Origin of the sequence: Aromatoleum sp. (assembly GCF_035254505.1) — a bacterium.
In the GTDB taxonomy this organism is placed as follows: domain Bacteria; phylum Pseudomonadota; class Gammaproteobacteria; order Burkholderiales; family Rhodocyclaceae; genus Aromatoleum.
Window position 1 is genome coordinate 1 of sequence record NZ_DATFAO010000046.1, and the last position, 15,949, is coordinate 15,949.

Consider the following 15,949-nt stretch of genomic DNA (forward strand, 5'->3'; position numbering starts at 1 on the left):
ACAGTCATGATGGAGAACTGGCGCACGACTTTGTAGTTATAAGTCGCCTGCGATTGCATGAAACTCCCCTTGAGATGAAGAAACTCTTGCACGAGGCGCAGCTACGTGTCCGCCAGCCTGCCGGTCACACCTCGTGACATCGACCGCTATTGTATTGCACTGCGACAGTGGGTGAAAATACCCACTCAAAAAATATGGATAAATAATTACTGGATCATACTCGAAAAGCACATATAAAAAAAAAGGGTGCGCATCTAGCGCACCCCCAACCCCAACAGAGAGACAAAAATTCCTACTCGAAGGTCATCGTCCGACAACCTTCGGACGCCAACCGTGAAAACTTGTTCGAAGTATGCCGCTCCCCGATATCGGGCACTTTGACGAAAATCAAAGGAGTTGCTTGAGCAGAGAATGAAGACTCCCGATCAGTGACACGTCACAGTTGTTTGCGTTCTGGACACTCTTTTGACCCATCTTCCTTTTCATGCGGAGGCTCGGGCATGTCGCGATCATCCATCAAGACCCTGTACGCAGGCCCCTCCAGATCGTCATATTGTCCCGAACGCAGAGCCCACCAGAAGATCACCCCGATCACGAACACCAGCAGCACCGACAGGGGAACGAGTATGTACAGGCTTTCCATGGCGTAATCAGCTCCGGGAAGGCACGCGCTGCAGCCGCAACGCGTTGAGAACCACGAGCAGCGAGCTGCCCGCCATTCCGATCCCCGCCATCCACGGGGTGATCAGACCAGCCATCGCCAATGGGACCGACGTGAAGTTGTAGGCAAAGGACCACCACAAATTCTGGTGAATGATGCGCAGGGTACGGCGCGCGAGACCGATACCGTCGCCGAGCGCAGCCAGACTCTCGTTGAGGAGCACGATGTCACCCTGGTTGCGCGCCAACTCCGTCCCGCCTCCCATCGCAATTGAAACGTGCGCCTGGGCCAATACCGGCGCATCGTTAACGCCGTCGCCGACCATCGCAACCACCAACTCGGGGCGCTGTTGCAGGGCGGCGATATGATCGCGCTTGTCCTGAGGACTCATGCCGCCGACTGCGTCGGCAAGGCCGAGTTGCCGCGCTACCGTGGCCGCTACCGACGGCGTGTCCCCGCTGAGCAGCGTTGCCGGAATCTTGTCCTCGGCGAGCTTGGCGATAAGACTGGCTGCCTCGTCACGGGGCTGATCGTCGAGGCGGAAAAGCGCGAGCCACCCATCCTCGTTCGCAAGCGAAACGATTGAGCCGCCGCGCTGCTCAAGCTCCGCCAACTCGGACGGAACGGTCTGCCCGAGTTTTTCGGCGACGAGATCCGGCCGCCCGATCCAACGTCGCTTCCCGTTTAGACGCCCCTCGATGCCGAAACCGGTCTCAGCGACAATCGATTCCACCTCGGGCAGAGGCAGTCCCTGCGCGGCCCGCATCAGACCCGCGGCTACCGGATGCTCGGAACCTTGCTCGAGCGCAGCAGCAAGCGCCAGCAATTCGTCGTTCGGCGTTCCGGCAAGCGGCCGAATCTCTTGCAGGAGCATCTTCCCCTGGGTGAGCGTGCCGGTCTTGTCGAAGACGAAGTGGTTGGCACGCGCCAGTGTTTCGATGGCGTGCCCCCGCGTAACCAATACCCCTCTGCGAGCCATCACATCCGTAGCGACGGTCAAGGCCGTCGGCGTCGCAAGTGAAAGCGCGCATGGACAGGCCACGACCAGTACCGAAACGAAGACCCAGAGAGCACGCCCCGGATCGATGAAGTGCCAGGCGATCCCTGTGGCGCCAGCGAGCACGAGCAGAACAACGATGAAGGTCCCCGCAAAGCGGTCGGACTGCTGCGCCATCCGCGGCTTTTCACCGGCCGCGCGCTCCATCAGGCGTCGAATCGCGGCAAGCCGCGTCGAATCCCCGACCTGCTCGACGCGAATCGCCAGCGGGCTCGACACGTTGATGCTCCCGCCCGTGACGGGACTTCCGGGCACCTTTGCGACAGGAAGGCTTTCGCCGGTCAGCAGCGCCTCGTTCGCCTCACTGCGCCCATCGATCACAACGCCATCTGCCGGCACGACCTCCCCGGGCCGTACCCTGAGCACGTCCCCAGGTACCACCTGCGACGCCGGAACACGCTCGCTTTCCAACTGCGGCCATGCATGCAGGCGTTCGACGAAAGCGGGCAGTACCTTCCCCAATTCCTCGACGCCGCGCACGGCCTTCTGCCTCGCGACCATTTCCAGATATCGGCCGCACAGCAGGAAGAACACGAACATGGTGACCGAATCGAAATACACTTCGCCCGAGCCGGTCAATGTCGCCCAGGCGCTTGCGCCAAAAGCACTCCCGACCCCCAAGGCAACCGGCACGTCCATCCCGAGATGACGCAGACGGATGTCGCGCAAGGCCCGTTGGAAGAACGGCGCAGCGGAATACAGCACGACAGGCAAGGTCAGCAGCAGGCTCGACCAACGCATCAACGCTTCGATGCCGGGAGTCATCTCGCCCTCGCGAGCAAGATAGGCGGGCACCGCGTACATCATCACCTGCATCATCCCGAAACCGGCGACAAATAGCCGCCACAGCATCGAACGACGCTCCCGGTGCGCGATTTGCTCTGACCGCTCGGCGTCGTACGGATAGGCCCGATATCCGATCGCCTGGATGGCCGCAAGAATGCCCGACAGCTTGATCTGCCGCTCGTCCCAGCGGACACGAGCACGACGTGTCGCATAGTTGATTTCGACCAGCGACACCCCCGGCTGGCGAGCCACATGCTGCTCGTTGAGCCAGACGCACGCGGCGCACGTGATCCCTTCGAGGATCAGGGACGCCTCGCGCTCGTTCTCGCCGATCGGCTGGACGAAGCCCTTCTGGAAATCCGGATGATCGAACAGACCGAGTTCCTGCAGAGCCTCCGGCAGAGCTTCCTTCTGGGGCTCGGCCATCGCATCCCGATGACGGTAATAGTCGACGAGACCATTTCCGACAATCGCGCGGGCAACACCTTCGCACCCCGCACAGCACATGCGGCGCTCGGCGCCGTCGATCGAAACGTGATGATCCGACTGTGGGGGAACCGGCAGGCCACAGTGATAACACTCCTCACCGGAATCGGGAGCGGGATTGGTGACGGCGGGAGAAGAAGTCATTCAGGCAGCAGCACCGGCGAAAGCGCACTTTTAACACACTTCCCCGACCCCGCCTACTGCGGCGCAGCATGGTCAGGACGAAACGGAAACGGGGCACGACCCTCGCGATCGCACCCCGTCCGAAAGGCACAAATGAAGAAGCCTTCAGCCTACTTTGCAGTCATGCGGATAGCGCCATCCAGTCGGATCGTCTCGCCGTTGAGATAGGCATTTTCGACGATATGGCGCACCAACGCGGCGTATTCGGCCGGACGGCCCATACGGGACGGGAAAGGCACGGTCTTCCCGAGCGAATCCTGAACCTCTTGGGGCATGCCCATCAGCATCGGGGTCTCCATGATTCCCGGCGCGATCGTCATCACACGAACGCCGAAGCGCGCCATCTCTCGCGCAACAGGCAAGGTCAGGCCGACGATACCAGCCTTCGACGCCGCGTAGGCCGCCTGGCCGATCTGCCCATCGTAAGCAGCGACCGACGCCGTATTGACGATCACGCCGCGCTCACCCTCCTCGTTCGGCGCCGCCTTCGTCATTACGTCGGCCGCGAGGCGCAGCATGTTGAAGCTGCCGATCAGGTTAACGCCTACGGTCCGCGCAAACGACTCGAGTCGATGGGGAGCTTCGCGGCCAACCACCTTCTCGGCGGGAGCAATCCCGGCGCAGTTGACGAGGCCGTTCAGCCCCCCGAAACCAGACACCGCGCGGTCAATTGCCGCCTTTGCGCTTTCTTCGTTCGTAACGTCGGTGGCAGCGAACGCCGCCGCCGAGCCGAGTTCCGCGGCAAGCGCTTCGCCCGCCTCCCGGTTGACGTCCGCCAAAACGACCTTCGCGCCACCGCTCACGAGCATTCGCGCCGTTGCAGCACCCAGCCCGGATCCGCCACCCGTCACCACAAATACGCTGTTTTCGATCTTCATTCAGAACTCTCCGTCGATACCGTCCATGTGCGGCCGTACGGGACGGAAATTAGCGGCAGTTTACGTCAACGTCAACTACCGGTCGGCGGCTTCGCGCGGCAACCCGGTCGGCGGCTTCGCGCGGCAACCCAATCCACTCATGCCTCGCGCCTTCCTCGTTTACGTGTGATTGAGATAACGGTAAAGCGACACCAACATGCCGGCCGTCGCCCCCCAAATGAAATGGCCGGCATAAGGCATGGCGTAGTACTGCCGCATCCGCCCCTGATACTCCCGGCTATGTCGTTGATGGTTTGCCGGATCCAGGAAGTACGAAAGCGGGACTTCGAACGCCTCGGCCACCTCGAACGCATCCAGCCTCAGTTCAAACGGTGGGTGGACAAGACCGACCACGGGCGTGATGCGGAAACCAGTGCCCGTGACGTACTCCGGCAACTCACCGAGCAATTCGACCTTGTCCTGAGAGAGTCCGATTTCCTCTTCGGTTTCGCGCAGCGCGGTCATCACCGCGGAGACGTCCGTCTTTTCGACGCGCCCGCCGGGGAAACTGATCTGACCGGGATGGTGACGAAGATGGTCGGTGCGACGAGTCAGAAGAACCATGACGTCGTCGGATCGTGCCACAAGCGGCACGAGAACAGCAGCGGCGCGCAGCCCTGTCTGCTCGACGCCATCCTCCTGCACCGGATCGATTTCCGGGTCATCTAGAAAACGCCGCCGAAGCCAACTCGCATCTCGTCTTGCACCATCGGCCCGCTCAGCCACGCGACCTCCTCAAAACCGTTTACGGAGCACAAGGCGTTCGCCTTCGCGCTGCATGTCCATGCGACTGAGAAAACTCATGCCTAAGAGCACGAACGGAAGATCGTTTTGATGAACAAGTCCATCCACTCCATGCAGCGTGATGCCACCCAGACGAACGGTGTCGAGCTTTACCCGCCAGACCTTTGCTGGCCCGCTGGCCGTCTCCGTGACTACGGCTTCACCGCGCCCGTAGTCGATACCGGCCCGTCTCGCGTCGGCCATGCCGATCGACACCATGCTGGCTCCGGTATCAACCAAGAACCTTACAGGAGCGCCGTTGATGCTGCCCCGAGCGAAATGATGGCCCTTAATGTCGGCATAGAGGCTCGCTGTGCCGTCACCGGACGACGACTCCCCTCCAGCACGAAGCGGCGCTCCGCCCAGGGTCACCTTTTGACGCTTTCCATCGACCTCGATGACAGCGTAGGTTCCTGAAACGTCAATCAACCGCACCCCGTCCCGAGTCCGCTCACCAACGGAAAGGGTCTGTGGTGTTCCCCCGTCTACCACTAACACCGCCCTGTTTCCCAGCACCCCGGCGAGTTCAACCTCGGCCGCATGCAGGCCCGCGGCCGGCAGAGTGAGGATTAGCCACAGAAGGAAACTGTGCCAAGACCGCAACGAGTCCCCGATCCTCTCTTTACAGCTATGCATCGTCATGCTTCCCGGCAAGCCCCCCAACCCTAAGGCCCCCACAGATTACCGTCACACGGGCACACCGTCCACACAGAGGGGCAATGATTTCTTTGTCATTTCTCTAACACAACCATAGAATGTCATTTTCATAATCAAAATATCGCCAGCGAAAGACATGACTCTCCGCCAGTCGAAAGGCTTCACTCTGACAGAGACTCTCATCGTCGTGTCGATCCTCGGCGTACTGATCGCCGTGGCACAACCGACAATGCAAAATCTGATGGACGCCAGACGGGTGACTGGCGCGGCGGAGGCTATTGAGACGATTCTGCAGACGGCACGCTCCGAAAGCGTGTCGCAGATGCGGCCAATGGTGGTGAGCTATTCTATGAACGGCTCCGTGAACTGGGCAGTTGGACTGCGCGACTCAAGCTCATGCGATCCCAACGTCGCGGACCTGGACGCGTCTGAGTCATGCTCCCTTCCGATCGGCGACGTGCGCATCCGAAAGATCATCGACCATCTGGAATATCCGGGAGTCACGGCCCATGCGGACCGTGCATTCACCAAATTCGAACCCTTACGCGCTACAGCCCACGGCAGCAACGTCACCGTCAACATCGCCGGTTCCTCGGGGAAGGAGATACACGTAATTGTCGCGCCGATTGGGCGAGTACGCTCGTGCTCCCCTACCGGCTCAGCCCATATTCCTGGTTTTCCTGTCTGCTGACCGAACTACACAGATGCAGCGTACGCATTTCGTGAGCGCGCCGTCGGAAATCCGATCCTGACCACAAACACCCCCTGCTCGGCCTCCGTCAGAAATTGCGCTTCGGCATCGAAAAGCAACGCGAGACGTTCTCGAATGTTGTCGACGGCAATCCGATTACCGCGTGGAACCCCCGCGTCCAATGGAGGAAGAGTGTTCCGTATCTCCATGATAAGGAAGCCAGCCCGTTCATGAACCCTCACTGTCACGACTCCTTGCTCGGAGCAACGCTCAATTCCATGGTGGATGGCATTTTCCAACAGCGGCTGCAAGAGCAGAAAGGGGACGAACGCGTCTTCGGAAACATCCTCGCAGTCCCATCGCACCTGCAGCCGTTCACCCAGACGAAGTTGTTCGACTTCTATGTAGGCACGGGCGAGCGAGATCTCGTCCCTGAAAGGAACAAGTAGGCGTCTTTCAGAAAGCGCCGCACGAAACAGATCGCATAGATCCAGTAGCACTCGTTCAGCCAAGCGAGGATCTTCGCGAATTAACGACGCAGCGGTATTGATACTATTGAAAAGAAAATGAGGTCTGATCCTGGCCTGCAATGCCAACAACCGGGCCTCTGCCAGCGCCGGAGAAAGAATTCTCTGGCGCCAGTCGAAATAAACCAGAATCATCCCGGTAAGAAGCGCCGCGAGAAGTGCGCTCCTGATTACCCGGGCGAGTGACCGGTCTTCCAGCCACCAACCCAGAACGACCTCCACCGCTCCTGAAACCGTCGCCGCAATAAGCAAAACCAGCAACGTAGCCGGACGATACCTAAGTCTCGAAATCGCCGGCGCCGACACGAACAGAGTCATCAATACCAGCAGCAGCGAGATTTCAAACAACGGCCCCGATGGGGGCATTTGCAGTGACGCCAACAGTCCTTCGGGCGAATAAGCTGCCAAAGCGCTCAGACTCGCCAGTTCGGAAATTACTACAGCACGAAAAACGACGCCGAGATTACGGAAATCTGGGATCGAAGCAATCGCCTGATCACCTTCGTGACTCATCAGGCATCTCCGCAAGCAGCCGAATCACGCGAACGTACGGAACCGCTTCGACCAATCGTCAACCCATTTCACCAACAGCTTGTGGGGCTCTTGGTCTCAGCTCCGCCTGAAACCAGCAACGTCATTGTCGTACAGCCCGTATCGCTTGCTTGCGTCCCTGTTCCGGTCGCCGTCGCCGTAAATGCCGTCGCAGTTGCAGACCCTGCGGTGATACCTATCGTGTAATACCCTTGTGATGTTGCAGTGGTCAGACCCAGGTCAGTGAGATTCTGGGTATAGAGGGTGTGATTGGTCCGCCACTTTTCCTGCTCGATCTGGACCCGCAACAACGCCTCCTTCGCATCTGAACGCCTGGCCTTCCGTACGTATTGCTGGTACGCCGGCACGGCGATTGCGGCAAGAATTGCGACTATTACCACAACGATGATCAATTCAATCAGTGTAAAACCAGATCGTCTTGACGAATTACGTGGCCCGAGCCCAGCTCGCGTGTAAAAGTTCTTCATGAATACCCCAGTAGACCAACACGCATCCTAGGTAGAACAATCGGCAGCAGTCTTGCCGATCTTGAAATTCAGCGTGCTATTTCCGGCATTAACCGACTGATTTGTAAATTCGAATGTATAGCTATTCTGGACCGGACTCGTCGGAGCGGCGGGAAGCGGGCTCGCCGTGCCGGTCACATCGGTACTGCAAATATACTGCCCGGAGTCAACGGTAACGGTAATCGAACCGGTCCAGGTTCCACCGGTGAAACCAACTCCAGTAAACGCACAGCTGTAATTATTGCTCGTTGCCCCATTACCCGAAAATGTCGGCGGAGTGCAAGTACCGCTGTTCGTCACCATCGATAGTATGGTCGGAGTCTGACCGTTTGTCGGCCTCTGGGCAACCGTACCCGTAATATTGATGGTGATCGGGGTCGGAGGCTCAAGGCTCACACTTTCAGGGCAGCTTGCGGTAAAGCAGAAGAACTTGCCAGGATTTCCCAGGACTACGGTGTTTCCGCCATACAAATATGCCGTCTCCGTCGCCGGCGTATGAACGGTCGCATCGTATGATTCATTTGGACATCCACCTCCTGTGGCACATGTTCCAAAAGGCTGATACGGCGCGGCGTTGTCATAAAGTTGCAGCTTTGCGCTGCAATCAGCATCGGCAGGCTGACCAGAGATACGAGTCAGCAAGAAGTCGTGGCCGTTATATCGTGCCCCCGTATAAGCCCCCGCTTGAACACCGATGCCCGTGGATTGATAAGTCGGCGACGTTCCGGAATACCCGCGGTACATCCTGATCGTGCTCAACGCGGGATGGCGGTTGTCCGTCTTGGTACTATAAGAGATGGCAGTAACTGTCGGATCCCCGACACAGACGCGGTCATTCGTATTCGCGTTATCGGTTCGAACCACGCCGATATTGCCATACCAGTTCGCACCGACATAGCAGATGTAGCTGAAATATTTGTAAACCGTTCCGGAGTCAAAATTGGCGAGAGCCTGATTCTTCGCAGGCGTCATCGAGCAGAATGAAGCGTCTGAAATGACGACATATACCGTAGCATTTCCCAATGATCTCAAGTTCGCCTGGTCGATATATACATTACCCTCGATCTGGCTCAATTCTTCACCGGCCGTTGTCGCCGTCAGCAAGACGTTTCCACTCGCATCAGCAAGGCGCCAGTGTCCGTCATCACCTTGCAGCTTGTAGAGTCCATCGCTGCCAGGTGTCGAGCCAGGTGGAATTGTTATTGGCCCATCACCCCCAAGTTTGGCCCGTCCTGTCGGGCTGCTGACGTAGCTGCCGGCTCCGGACGTTCCCTTCACGACGGCAACGGCTGAAGCGGGATCGTCCCAACTGACGACACTTCGCACCACTACCTGCTGGGCCGCATTGGTCCGATCGGTCCAAGACACAAAGACTTCGACCGCGCGGCCTTCCGTCCCACTATTGGCGACGGTCCACCACCGACGGAATTGTGTGGACTGGACGTTGTTACCGGAGTAACCATAAAGCGTTTCCGCACTGTTCTGGGCAAGCGCAGTAATTGCAGTAAACTGCTCCTTCACCATCAACGATCGCAACTCGGCCAACTTTGTTTCGGCCAATTGTACCGCCTGGGTTCGGGCCTTTGCCTGGCCATTTATATCCATCAAGTAGGCGCTGAGCTTTGCGATACCGAGAACCCCGGCGGCCAACACCACCAATGCCACCATGGCCTCGATTAGCACCATGCCGATTTGATTTCGAAGTCTTGTGCCGATCATGGCTGCTTTACCCGCTAGACGAGCCTTTGAGGCTCAGAAATCCCGCCAAGCACCCGGTGCGGAGGCATACGTCCCGAGTGTTTTCGTATTGCGAATAGCCTCGGGATCGTAAATGACATTGAGTGCACCAGCCGAGTTCACATCACCTGTCGCAAGCAAAGCCCCACGAATCTTCGGGCCGCCCGACGTTGCGAGATTACCTTTGACGAAAACGATGCCGAAAATCGTGGAGTTCCCGGACAGCGTCAGATCCCCATCGACGACAATCACGACGGGATGCTCCAAAGATCCGATGTCTTGGCTGATTGTCGCATTGCCGTCAACCCAATAGACTTTACCACCGTCAGTGATCGTGCCTGCATTTGCTCCCGCCACGACCTCCTTCGCTTCAGTCGCCTTATAGAGCGTTGGCGGCAAGCCGAGAAAATTCTCGAAGAATTGATCCGCCGTCAATCCAGCCAGAGAGCTGTCACTCTGGATCACGTCCGGCCCAAAGACGCCAGTACTCGTTGTACAGATCAAATCGGGGGCCTGATTGGTATTACAGACCTGATTGCCGTTTCCCACCTCCGTGTCAACCTGGTTTGATGTTAGCGCACCAGCCGTACTCGTGGGGCGCCGGATCACCGTCTTCCCTGTGTTGCCTGTATTGGCGAGAGTATTCCCAGTCCAAACAGTCAAATTGTTGAAATAATTTACAACGGTCGAGTTACCGCTGAATGTGACCGCGCCGTGCGATGTTAGCGGGTTGGCGATTGTTCCCGGTACCGGCTGCGATTGGGCGACAAAACTGACGATGCGCTTACGTGCGGAATTGTCATCACTCCATCCACATGCAACCACCCAAGCTGTCGCGTCGCCTGCACCCGGCGCTGTACAAGCCGGAGTAATACCTCCTGAACTCCGGTCGGCACATTGCTGTGCGGCCGGGAAGGTTCCGGTACTGCAATACGCCACCGTGTAACTCGAATTGGAGGAACTCCAAACTCCATTCACGCTTGCTGCATTGAAGGTCTTGTTTGCATTGACTCGTTCGATGCTCAGCTCGAGGCCCCCTTGGGCCGCCTCGAAAGCTTGATTGGCACGCATTTCGTTGGCAGACATTCGCTGCTCGCCAACAAGAGCACGTGATGTGTACAACACCATGAGAGTCGCCGCGACCAGCAACACCATCGTCACCAGCAGAGTGGCTGCGCCGCCTTGTCGCTCCAGGCTTCGGTTTTCTATACGCATAACGTCACCTCTTGCTCACGGAACGACATACAGGCGGTCATTCGGAATGTGTACGGTTTCAGTGATCGTACTGGCGACCGAGGAATCGTTTTGATGATGTCCCCGGATCGATATCGTGACCTGGCGGACTTCAGAAACAATGTCTCCCGTTGCGGGTGCCACGTATGCACCTGCATTCATTGTTACATCTGCCGCAGCGGCACTACACGGATTTGCGGTCGCACCTGCCGCAGTCAATTTCCATGAAAGGTCTTTCGTTGCATCGAAACATTGCGAACCGGTCGTCGAAAAAGTCAAAGCATCGATGACTACCGTAGTTGAACTCGTCAGCGCTGGCCACCCGGTCCCGCTGCAATCTGAAGTCACCGCAAGGGCATTTCCGGGATCTATCATTTCGACGGCGTTTCCGTTCAAACGATAAGCAAAGACCTCACCCGCCTCGACACCATTCACCCCGTCCGCATCAGCGTCATACGCATACATGATGCATGTGCCATTCGTCAGCACAGAGAGACTCGTTTGGGTTCCGCTATAAGGATGGGGAAGCGCCGCTGTGGTCCCTGCTCCCGTAATCGAACCTCGCCAATAGCCCGCGCGTCGTATGTCCGCCACCATCAGATTGATGGTCGCGCGTAATTCCTGGTTCAATTTGGCCGCACGCAAGGCGTTGGTCTGGCCGCGAACATTGGTGACGTATATCGCCGTTGCTCCAGCGATCACGATCAGCCCTACTGTCAGTCCGACCATCAACTCGACGAGCGACAAGCCGCCCTGGCGATTGGCGTTCAGCATGCCGGATACCCCCCCACTGAGCCCGAACCGGTCGGCGAACAGACATGTACACCTCCGAGCACGTTAATCGTCACCCCCATCTGCTTGCCCAACGCGGACTGCAGAATGACGGTGCCGCCCACTCCGGCGGTACCTCGAACGCCATTGAAGGCGATGCTTGCCGGACCTCCGGTCAGCATCGTTACACCGGAAAAGGAAGATGCATTTACCACCTGAAGTACCGCAGTTTGACCGTCGCCGAGAATCGTGCAGGCATTCGCACCGCCCACTGCCTGAGTGCAGTCGCAGACCGTACCGGTATCACGACTGAAGCCGGAGCACCACGGGGCTGTCGGCGTAAAGACAGCGACCATGTTCGCCGATTGCTTGATCGCCTCGGTACGTGCCAGTTGCAGTTGGCCATAAACCGCTTCGGCGGCTCCGACCACACGATTCTTGTCGATGAACGTTTGCAGGTTCGGCACTGCCATGGCAAGGATGATTCCCAGAATAGCCATCGTCACAATGAGCTCGACGAGCGTAAAGCCGCCTCTTGCGCGCAGGTTACTCATGGGTTCTTCCGGTAGTCGTAGGAGCTTCGAACATCATTTGGCGCAAAAACGCTCATCGGTGTGGCAGAAGCGTACTCATCGTGCAACCCGTTCCCTATCTGGTAGGCAAGCGCGGATCATGAGTACAGCCCAAACCCTACGCGGATCGGTAATAGTCGTGAACGTGTTTCAGTCGAAAGGCGACGCAGCGCGGACGAGCGGCATTCGGCTGGCAACGGAAATTACGCCGTCGAGGTTCCCGCGATGTCGGCTGATGTCTTGCAACAGGATCAATGGTGACAGCGAGTTGCCTTGCGCACCGGCCGATTGGAATCAGACCATCGTCAGGCGAATGTATCGATCGTGCCGCCGACGACTGCGCCAGGAGTGGGTCTTGCAGGCTGCGGGAGCGCCTGCAGCAGCAATGCAGCCTGGGTTTGCTGCATCTCCATGGCCTTCTTCAGGACCAGTAGGGATGCCTGGCTCTGCAGCTGTGTCGAAGCATTTGCGGAGGCAGCGGATGCGATAGCGGTGATGTCCATGCTGCCTCCTTAATCCCGCTAGTCGCGGAAGTTGCCGTATTGGAGCGGGAAGTCGTCGATACTCTTCTTGACCAGCGCGATGGCGTCTTGCAGCACATCACGCTTGGCGCCGGAGACGCGGACGGCATCGCCCTGGATCGCGGCCTGGACCTTGAGTTTGCTGTCCTTGAGGATGCGAACGATCTTCTTGGCGAGTTCCTGTTCGACGCCTACACGTACCTTCAGTTCCTGCTTGACCTTGTTGCCGCCGACCTTTTGAACATCGCCGTATTCGAGACAACGGACGTCGATCTTCTTCGCGGTCATCTCGGGCAGCAGGATCGCAGTCACCTGCTCCAACTGGAACTCGCTGTCGCCGTGCAAGGTGAGCAGCTTTTCAGTCTGCTCAACCCGCGCATCGCTCCCTTTGAAGTCGTAACGGCCCGTGATCTTGCGGTTGGCGACGTCAACGGCGTTGCGCAGCGACGGCAGGTCGACTTCGGACATTATGTCGAACGATGGCATCGCTGGCTCCGGTCAGCCGAAGTGGCAGACGTAGTGATAGGGCTCGCCGGTGACTTCGATGTCGAAGCTGGAATTACCAGGAACGTTGAAGGACTGGCCTGCCCCCCAGGTCTTCCATTCGGTCTCGCCCTTCAACCGGATACGGCACGAGCCGGCGACGCCTTCCATGATTTCGGGCGCGCCGGTGTTGAAGGTCAGTGACGCCGGCAGGATCACGCCGACGGACTTGCGGGTGCCGTCCGCCAAGGTGATGGTGTGACTGACGCACTTGCCGTCGAAGTAGACATTGGCCTTGGTGGCGACGGCCACGCCGTCGAACTGTTCAGTAACGCTCATGAGAAGGCTCTTCCTTATTCGATACCCATGAATTTCTGGATGAAGCTCTTGGCGATGAAGCCCACGAATCCGAGCCCGAGCGCGACGAACAGCCAGATCGTGCCGTAGCGCCCCGCCTTGGACTGTTTCGCCAAGTTGCCGATGATGAACAGCATGTACACGATCAGTGCGGAAATGAGGATCTTGAGCGACCAATCCTCGAATTCCGCTACTGTCAGCCCGAAAATGATCGGGTCACCTTCCATCCAGCAACCTCTTAGCTGCGCTTGTTACGTGCATTCGCTGCGATGCGCATGCGCAACGCGTTGAGACGGATGAAGCCGTGGGCGTCCTTCTGGTTGTACGCGCCCTGGTCGTCTTCGAAGGTCGCGATCGTCGGGTCGAACAGCGAATCGGTCTTCGAATCGCGGCCGGTGACGATGACGTTGCCCTTGTAGAGCTTGAGGCGCACCCAGCCATTGACGGTCTGCTGCGTGTGGTCGATCAGGGCCTGCATCGCCTGGCGCTCGGGGCTCCACCAGTAACCGTTGTAGATCAGGCTCGCGTAGCGGGCGAGGAGGTCGTCCTTGAGGTGGGCGACTTCGCGGTCGAGGGTGATCGATTCGATCGCGCGGTGGGCGCGCAGCAGGATCGTGCCTCCCGGCGTTTCGTAGCAGCCACGGCTCTTCATGCCGACATAGCGGTTCTCGACAAGGTCGAGACGGCCGATACCGTGCTTGCCGCCGAGCTTGTTCAGCTCGCCGAGCAACTCGTGCGCCTTCATGCGCTTGCCGTTGATGGCGACGAGATCGCCCTTCTCGAACTCGAGGTCGACGTATTCGGCCGCGTCAGGCGCAGCTTCGGGGGACACCGTCCAGCGCCACATCGACTCTTCGGCCTCCGCAGCCGGGTTTTCGAGGTGACGGCCTTCGAAGGAGATGTGCAGCAGGTTGGCGTCCATCGAGTACGGCGAGCCGCCCTGCTTGTGCTTCATTTCGATGGGAATGCCGTGTTTCTCGGCGTAGGCGAGGAGCTTCTCGCGCGACAGCAGGTCCCACTCGCGCCACGGGGCGATGACCTTCACACCCGGCATCAGTGCGTAGTAGCCGAGTTCGAAGCGAACCTGATCGTTGCCCTTGCCGGTCGCACCGTGAGACACGGCATCGGCGCCGGTGGCGCGCGCGATCTCGATCTGGCGCTTGGCGATCAGCGGACGGGCGATCGAGGTGCCGAGCAGGTACTCGCCTTCGTAGACGGTATTGCAGCGGAACATCGGGAAGACGAAATCGCGGACGAACTCTTCGCGCAGGTCGTCGATGAAGATGTTTTCAGGCTTGATGCCGAACTTCAGCGCCTTTTGGCGGGCCGGTTCGAGCTCTTCGCCCTGGCCGAGGTCGGCCGTGAAGGTGACCACTTCGCACTGGTAAGTGTCCTGCAGCCACTTCAGGATGACCGAGGTATCGAGGCCGCCGGAGTAGGCGAGCACTACTTTATTGACATCGCTCATTTGGATTTCCGTTCTTCCGATTTCAGCTTGTGGCCACCGGGAATGCGCGGCCGGGTTCGCAATGCTGGCTCGATCAGTCTTCGACCTTGCCGAGCACCAGGTATTCCATCAAAGCCTTCTGCGCGTGCAGCCGGTTCTCCGCTTCGTCCCAGACGACCGACTGCGGTCCGTCGATGACTTCGGCGGTAACCTCCTCGCCGCGGTGCGCGGGTAGGCAATGCATGAAGAGGGCTTCGGGACGTGCCGCGGCCATCATTTCGGCATCGACGCACCAGTCCGCGAAAGCCTTCATCCGCGCTTCGTTTTCCGCCTCGAAGCCCATCGACGTCCACACGTCGGTGGTCACGAGATCGGCATCCCGACAAGCCTCGATCGGATCGGCGAACTGCTGGAAGTGATCGGTGCCATACAGGCCCGCAACTTCCGGCTCGATCTCGTAGCCCGGAGGCGTGGAGACGTGCACGTTGAAGTCGAGCAACTCGGCCGCCTGCAGCCAGGTGTTGCACATGTTGTTGGAGTCGCCGACCCAAGCGACGGTCTTGCCCTGAATCGAGCCGCGGTGCTCGATGAAGGTGTAGATGTCGGCCAGGATCTGGCAGGGGTGATATTCGTTGGTAAGGCCGTTGATCACCGGCACACGCGAGTGCGCCGCGAAGCGCTCGATGATGTCCTGCTCGAAGGTGCGGATCATCACGACGTCGCTCATGCGCGAGATTACTTGGGCAGCGTCCTCGACAGGCTCGCCACGGCCGAGTTGGGAATCCCGCGTATTGAGGTAGATCGCCGAGCCGCCGAGCTGCTGGATCCCCGCCTCGAAAGACAGGCGCGTCCGGGTGCTGGCTTTCTCGAAGATCATCACCAGCGTGCGGTCGAACAGCGGATGGTAGGGCTCGTAGCGCTTGTACTTATCCTTGATCCAGCGCGTGCGCTCGAAGATGTGCTGGTATTCGTCGCGCGTGAAATCCTTGAATTGCAGGTAATGCCTGGGGGCATTCATCGGG

General features: G+C 58.8%; 18 protein-coding genes. 1 reads left to right on the top strand and 17 read right to left on the bottom strand.

Going from position 1 to position 15,949, the window contains the following annotated elements; all coding sequences use genetic code 11:
- Window positions 1-436: 436 nt before the first annotated feature.
- From ccoS to VJ673_RS08265, 5 genes are all read right to left on the bottom strand, one after another.
- Window positions 437-643: a cbb3-type cytochrome oxidase assembly protein CcoS gene (gene ccoS, locus VJ673_RS08245; protein WP_324125590.1), complete on the bottom strand. Its 207-nt coding sequence runs from the start codon at window positions 641-643 to the stop codon at window positions 437-439.
- A 7-nt stretch (window positions 644-650) separates the two neighbouring features.
- Complete coding sequence (locus tag VJ673_RS08250; RefSeq protein ID WP_324125591.1) at window positions 651-3,134, bottom strand: heavy metal translocating P-type ATPase; 2,484 nt, start codon at window positions 3,132-3,134, stop codon at window positions 651-653.
- Window positions 3,135-3,283: 149 nt separating this feature from the next.
- Window positions 3,284-4,051: a 3-hydroxyacyl-CoA dehydrogenase gene (locus tag VJ673_RS08255; protein ID WP_324125592.1), complete on the bottom strand. Its 768-nt coding sequence runs from the start codon at window positions 4,049-4,051 to the stop codon at window positions 3,284-3,286.
- Between the two features lie 159 nt (window positions 4,052-4,210).
- A complete protein-coding gene (locus VJ673_RS08260; protein ID WP_324125593.1) occupies window positions 4,211-4,816 on the bottom strand; it encodes a CoA pyrophosphatase in 606 nt (201 codons plus the stop codon).
- Between the two features lie 9 nt (window positions 4,817-4,825).
- Window positions 4,826-5,515, bottom strand: coding sequence for a retropepsin-like aspartic protease family protein (locus VJ673_RS08265; protein ID WP_324125594.1), 690 nt, complete (start codon window positions 5,513-5,515; stop codon window positions 4,826-4,828).
- 151 nt (window positions 5,516-5,666) lie between these two features.
- On the opposite strand from VJ673_RS08265, the gene VJ673_RS08270 reads away from it, so the two are divergent.
- The gene (locus VJ673_RS08270) at window positions 5,667-6,221 is read left to right on the top strand and encodes a GspH/FimT family pseudopilin (RefSeq protein WP_324125595.1); all 555 of its coding nucleotides are present in this window, start codon (window positions 5,667-5,669) and stop codon (window positions 6,219-6,221) included.
- A 5-nt stretch (window positions 6,222-6,226) separates the two neighbouring features.
- On the opposite strand, the gene VJ673_RS08275 is transcribed toward VJ673_RS08270, so the two are convergent.
- The 12 genes from VJ673_RS08275 to argF all read right to left on the bottom strand — a co-directional run bounded on the left by VJ673_RS08275 (window position 6,227) and on the right by argF (window position 15,945).
- Entirely contained in the window at window positions 6,227-7,261 is a 1,035-nt protein-coding gene (locus tag VJ673_RS08275) for a sensor histidine kinase (protein WP_324125596.1), read from the bottom strand.
- Window positions 7,262-7,329: 68 nt separating this feature from the next.
- Window positions 7,330-7,767 carry a type IV pilin protein gene (locus VJ673_RS08280; protein ID WP_324125597.1) on the bottom strand — a complete coding sequence of 146 codons (438 nt, stop codon included), beginning with the start codon at window positions 7,765-7,767 and terminating at the stop codon, window positions 7,330-7,332.
- Between the two features lie 27 nt (window positions 7,768-7,794).
- Window positions 7,795-9,525: a type IV pilus modification PilV family protein gene (locus tag VJ673_RS08285; protein WP_324125598.1), complete on the bottom strand. Its 1,731-nt coding sequence runs from the start codon at window positions 9,523-9,525 to the stop codon at window positions 7,795-7,797.
- Between the two features lie 33 nt (window positions 9,526-9,558).
- Complete coding sequence (locus tag VJ673_RS08290; protein WP_324125599.1) at window positions 9,559-10,758, bottom strand: PilX N-terminal domain-containing pilus assembly protein; 1,200 nt, start codon at window positions 10,756-10,758, stop codon at window positions 9,559-9,561.
- Between the two features lie 15 nt (window positions 10,759-10,773).
- Window positions 10,774-11,550, bottom strand: coding sequence for a prepilin-type N-terminal cleavage/methylation domain-containing protein (locus tag VJ673_RS08295; protein WP_324125600.1), 777 nt, complete (start codon window positions 11,548-11,550; stop codon window positions 10,774-10,776).
- Window positions 11,544-12,101, bottom strand: coding sequence for a GspH/FimT family pseudopilin (locus tag VJ673_RS08300; RefSeq protein ID WP_324125601.1), 558 nt, complete (start codon window positions 12,099-12,101; stop codon window positions 11,544-11,546). Before VJ673_RS08300 ends, VJ673_RS08295 begins: the two co-directional genes overlap by 7 nt.
- A gap of 323 nt (window positions 12,102-12,424) precedes the next feature.
- Complete coding sequence (locus VJ673_RS08305; protein WP_324125602.1) at window positions 12,425-12,622, bottom strand: YjfB family protein; 198 nt, start codon at window positions 12,620-12,622, stop codon at window positions 12,425-12,427.
- Window positions 12,623-12,640: 18 nt separating this feature from the next.
- Entirely contained in the window at window positions 12,641-13,126 is a 486-nt protein-coding gene (locus VJ673_RS08310; RefSeq protein WP_324125603.1) for a YajQ family cyclic di-GMP-binding protein, read from the bottom strand.
- Between the two features lie 12 nt (window positions 13,127-13,138).
- Window positions 13,139-13,462, bottom strand: a complete 324-nt coding sequence (gene ppnP / locus VJ673_RS08315) for a pyrimidine/purine nucleoside phosphorylase (RefSeq protein ID WP_324125604.1) — start codon at window positions 13,460-13,462, stop codon at window positions 13,139-13,141.
- A gap of 14 nt (window positions 13,463-13,476) precedes the next feature.
- On the bottom strand, window positions 13,477-13,707 hold the full coding sequence (locus VJ673_RS08320) for a DUF2788 domain-containing protein (protein WP_324125605.1): 231 nt from the start codon (window positions 13,705-13,707) through the stop codon (window positions 13,477-13,479).
- Window positions 13,708-13,718: 11 nt separating this feature from the next.
- Window positions 13,719-14,948, bottom strand: coding sequence for an argininosuccinate synthase (locus VJ673_RS08325; RefSeq protein WP_324125606.1), 1,230 nt, complete (start codon window positions 14,946-14,948; stop codon window positions 13,719-13,721).
- 73 nt (window positions 14,949-15,021) lie between these two features.
- A complete protein-coding gene (gene argF / locus VJ673_RS08330) occupies window positions 15,022-15,945 on the bottom strand; it encodes an ornithine carbamoyltransferase (protein WP_324125607.1) in 924 nt (307 codons plus the stop codon).
- Window positions 15,946-15,949: the final 4 nt, after the last annotated feature.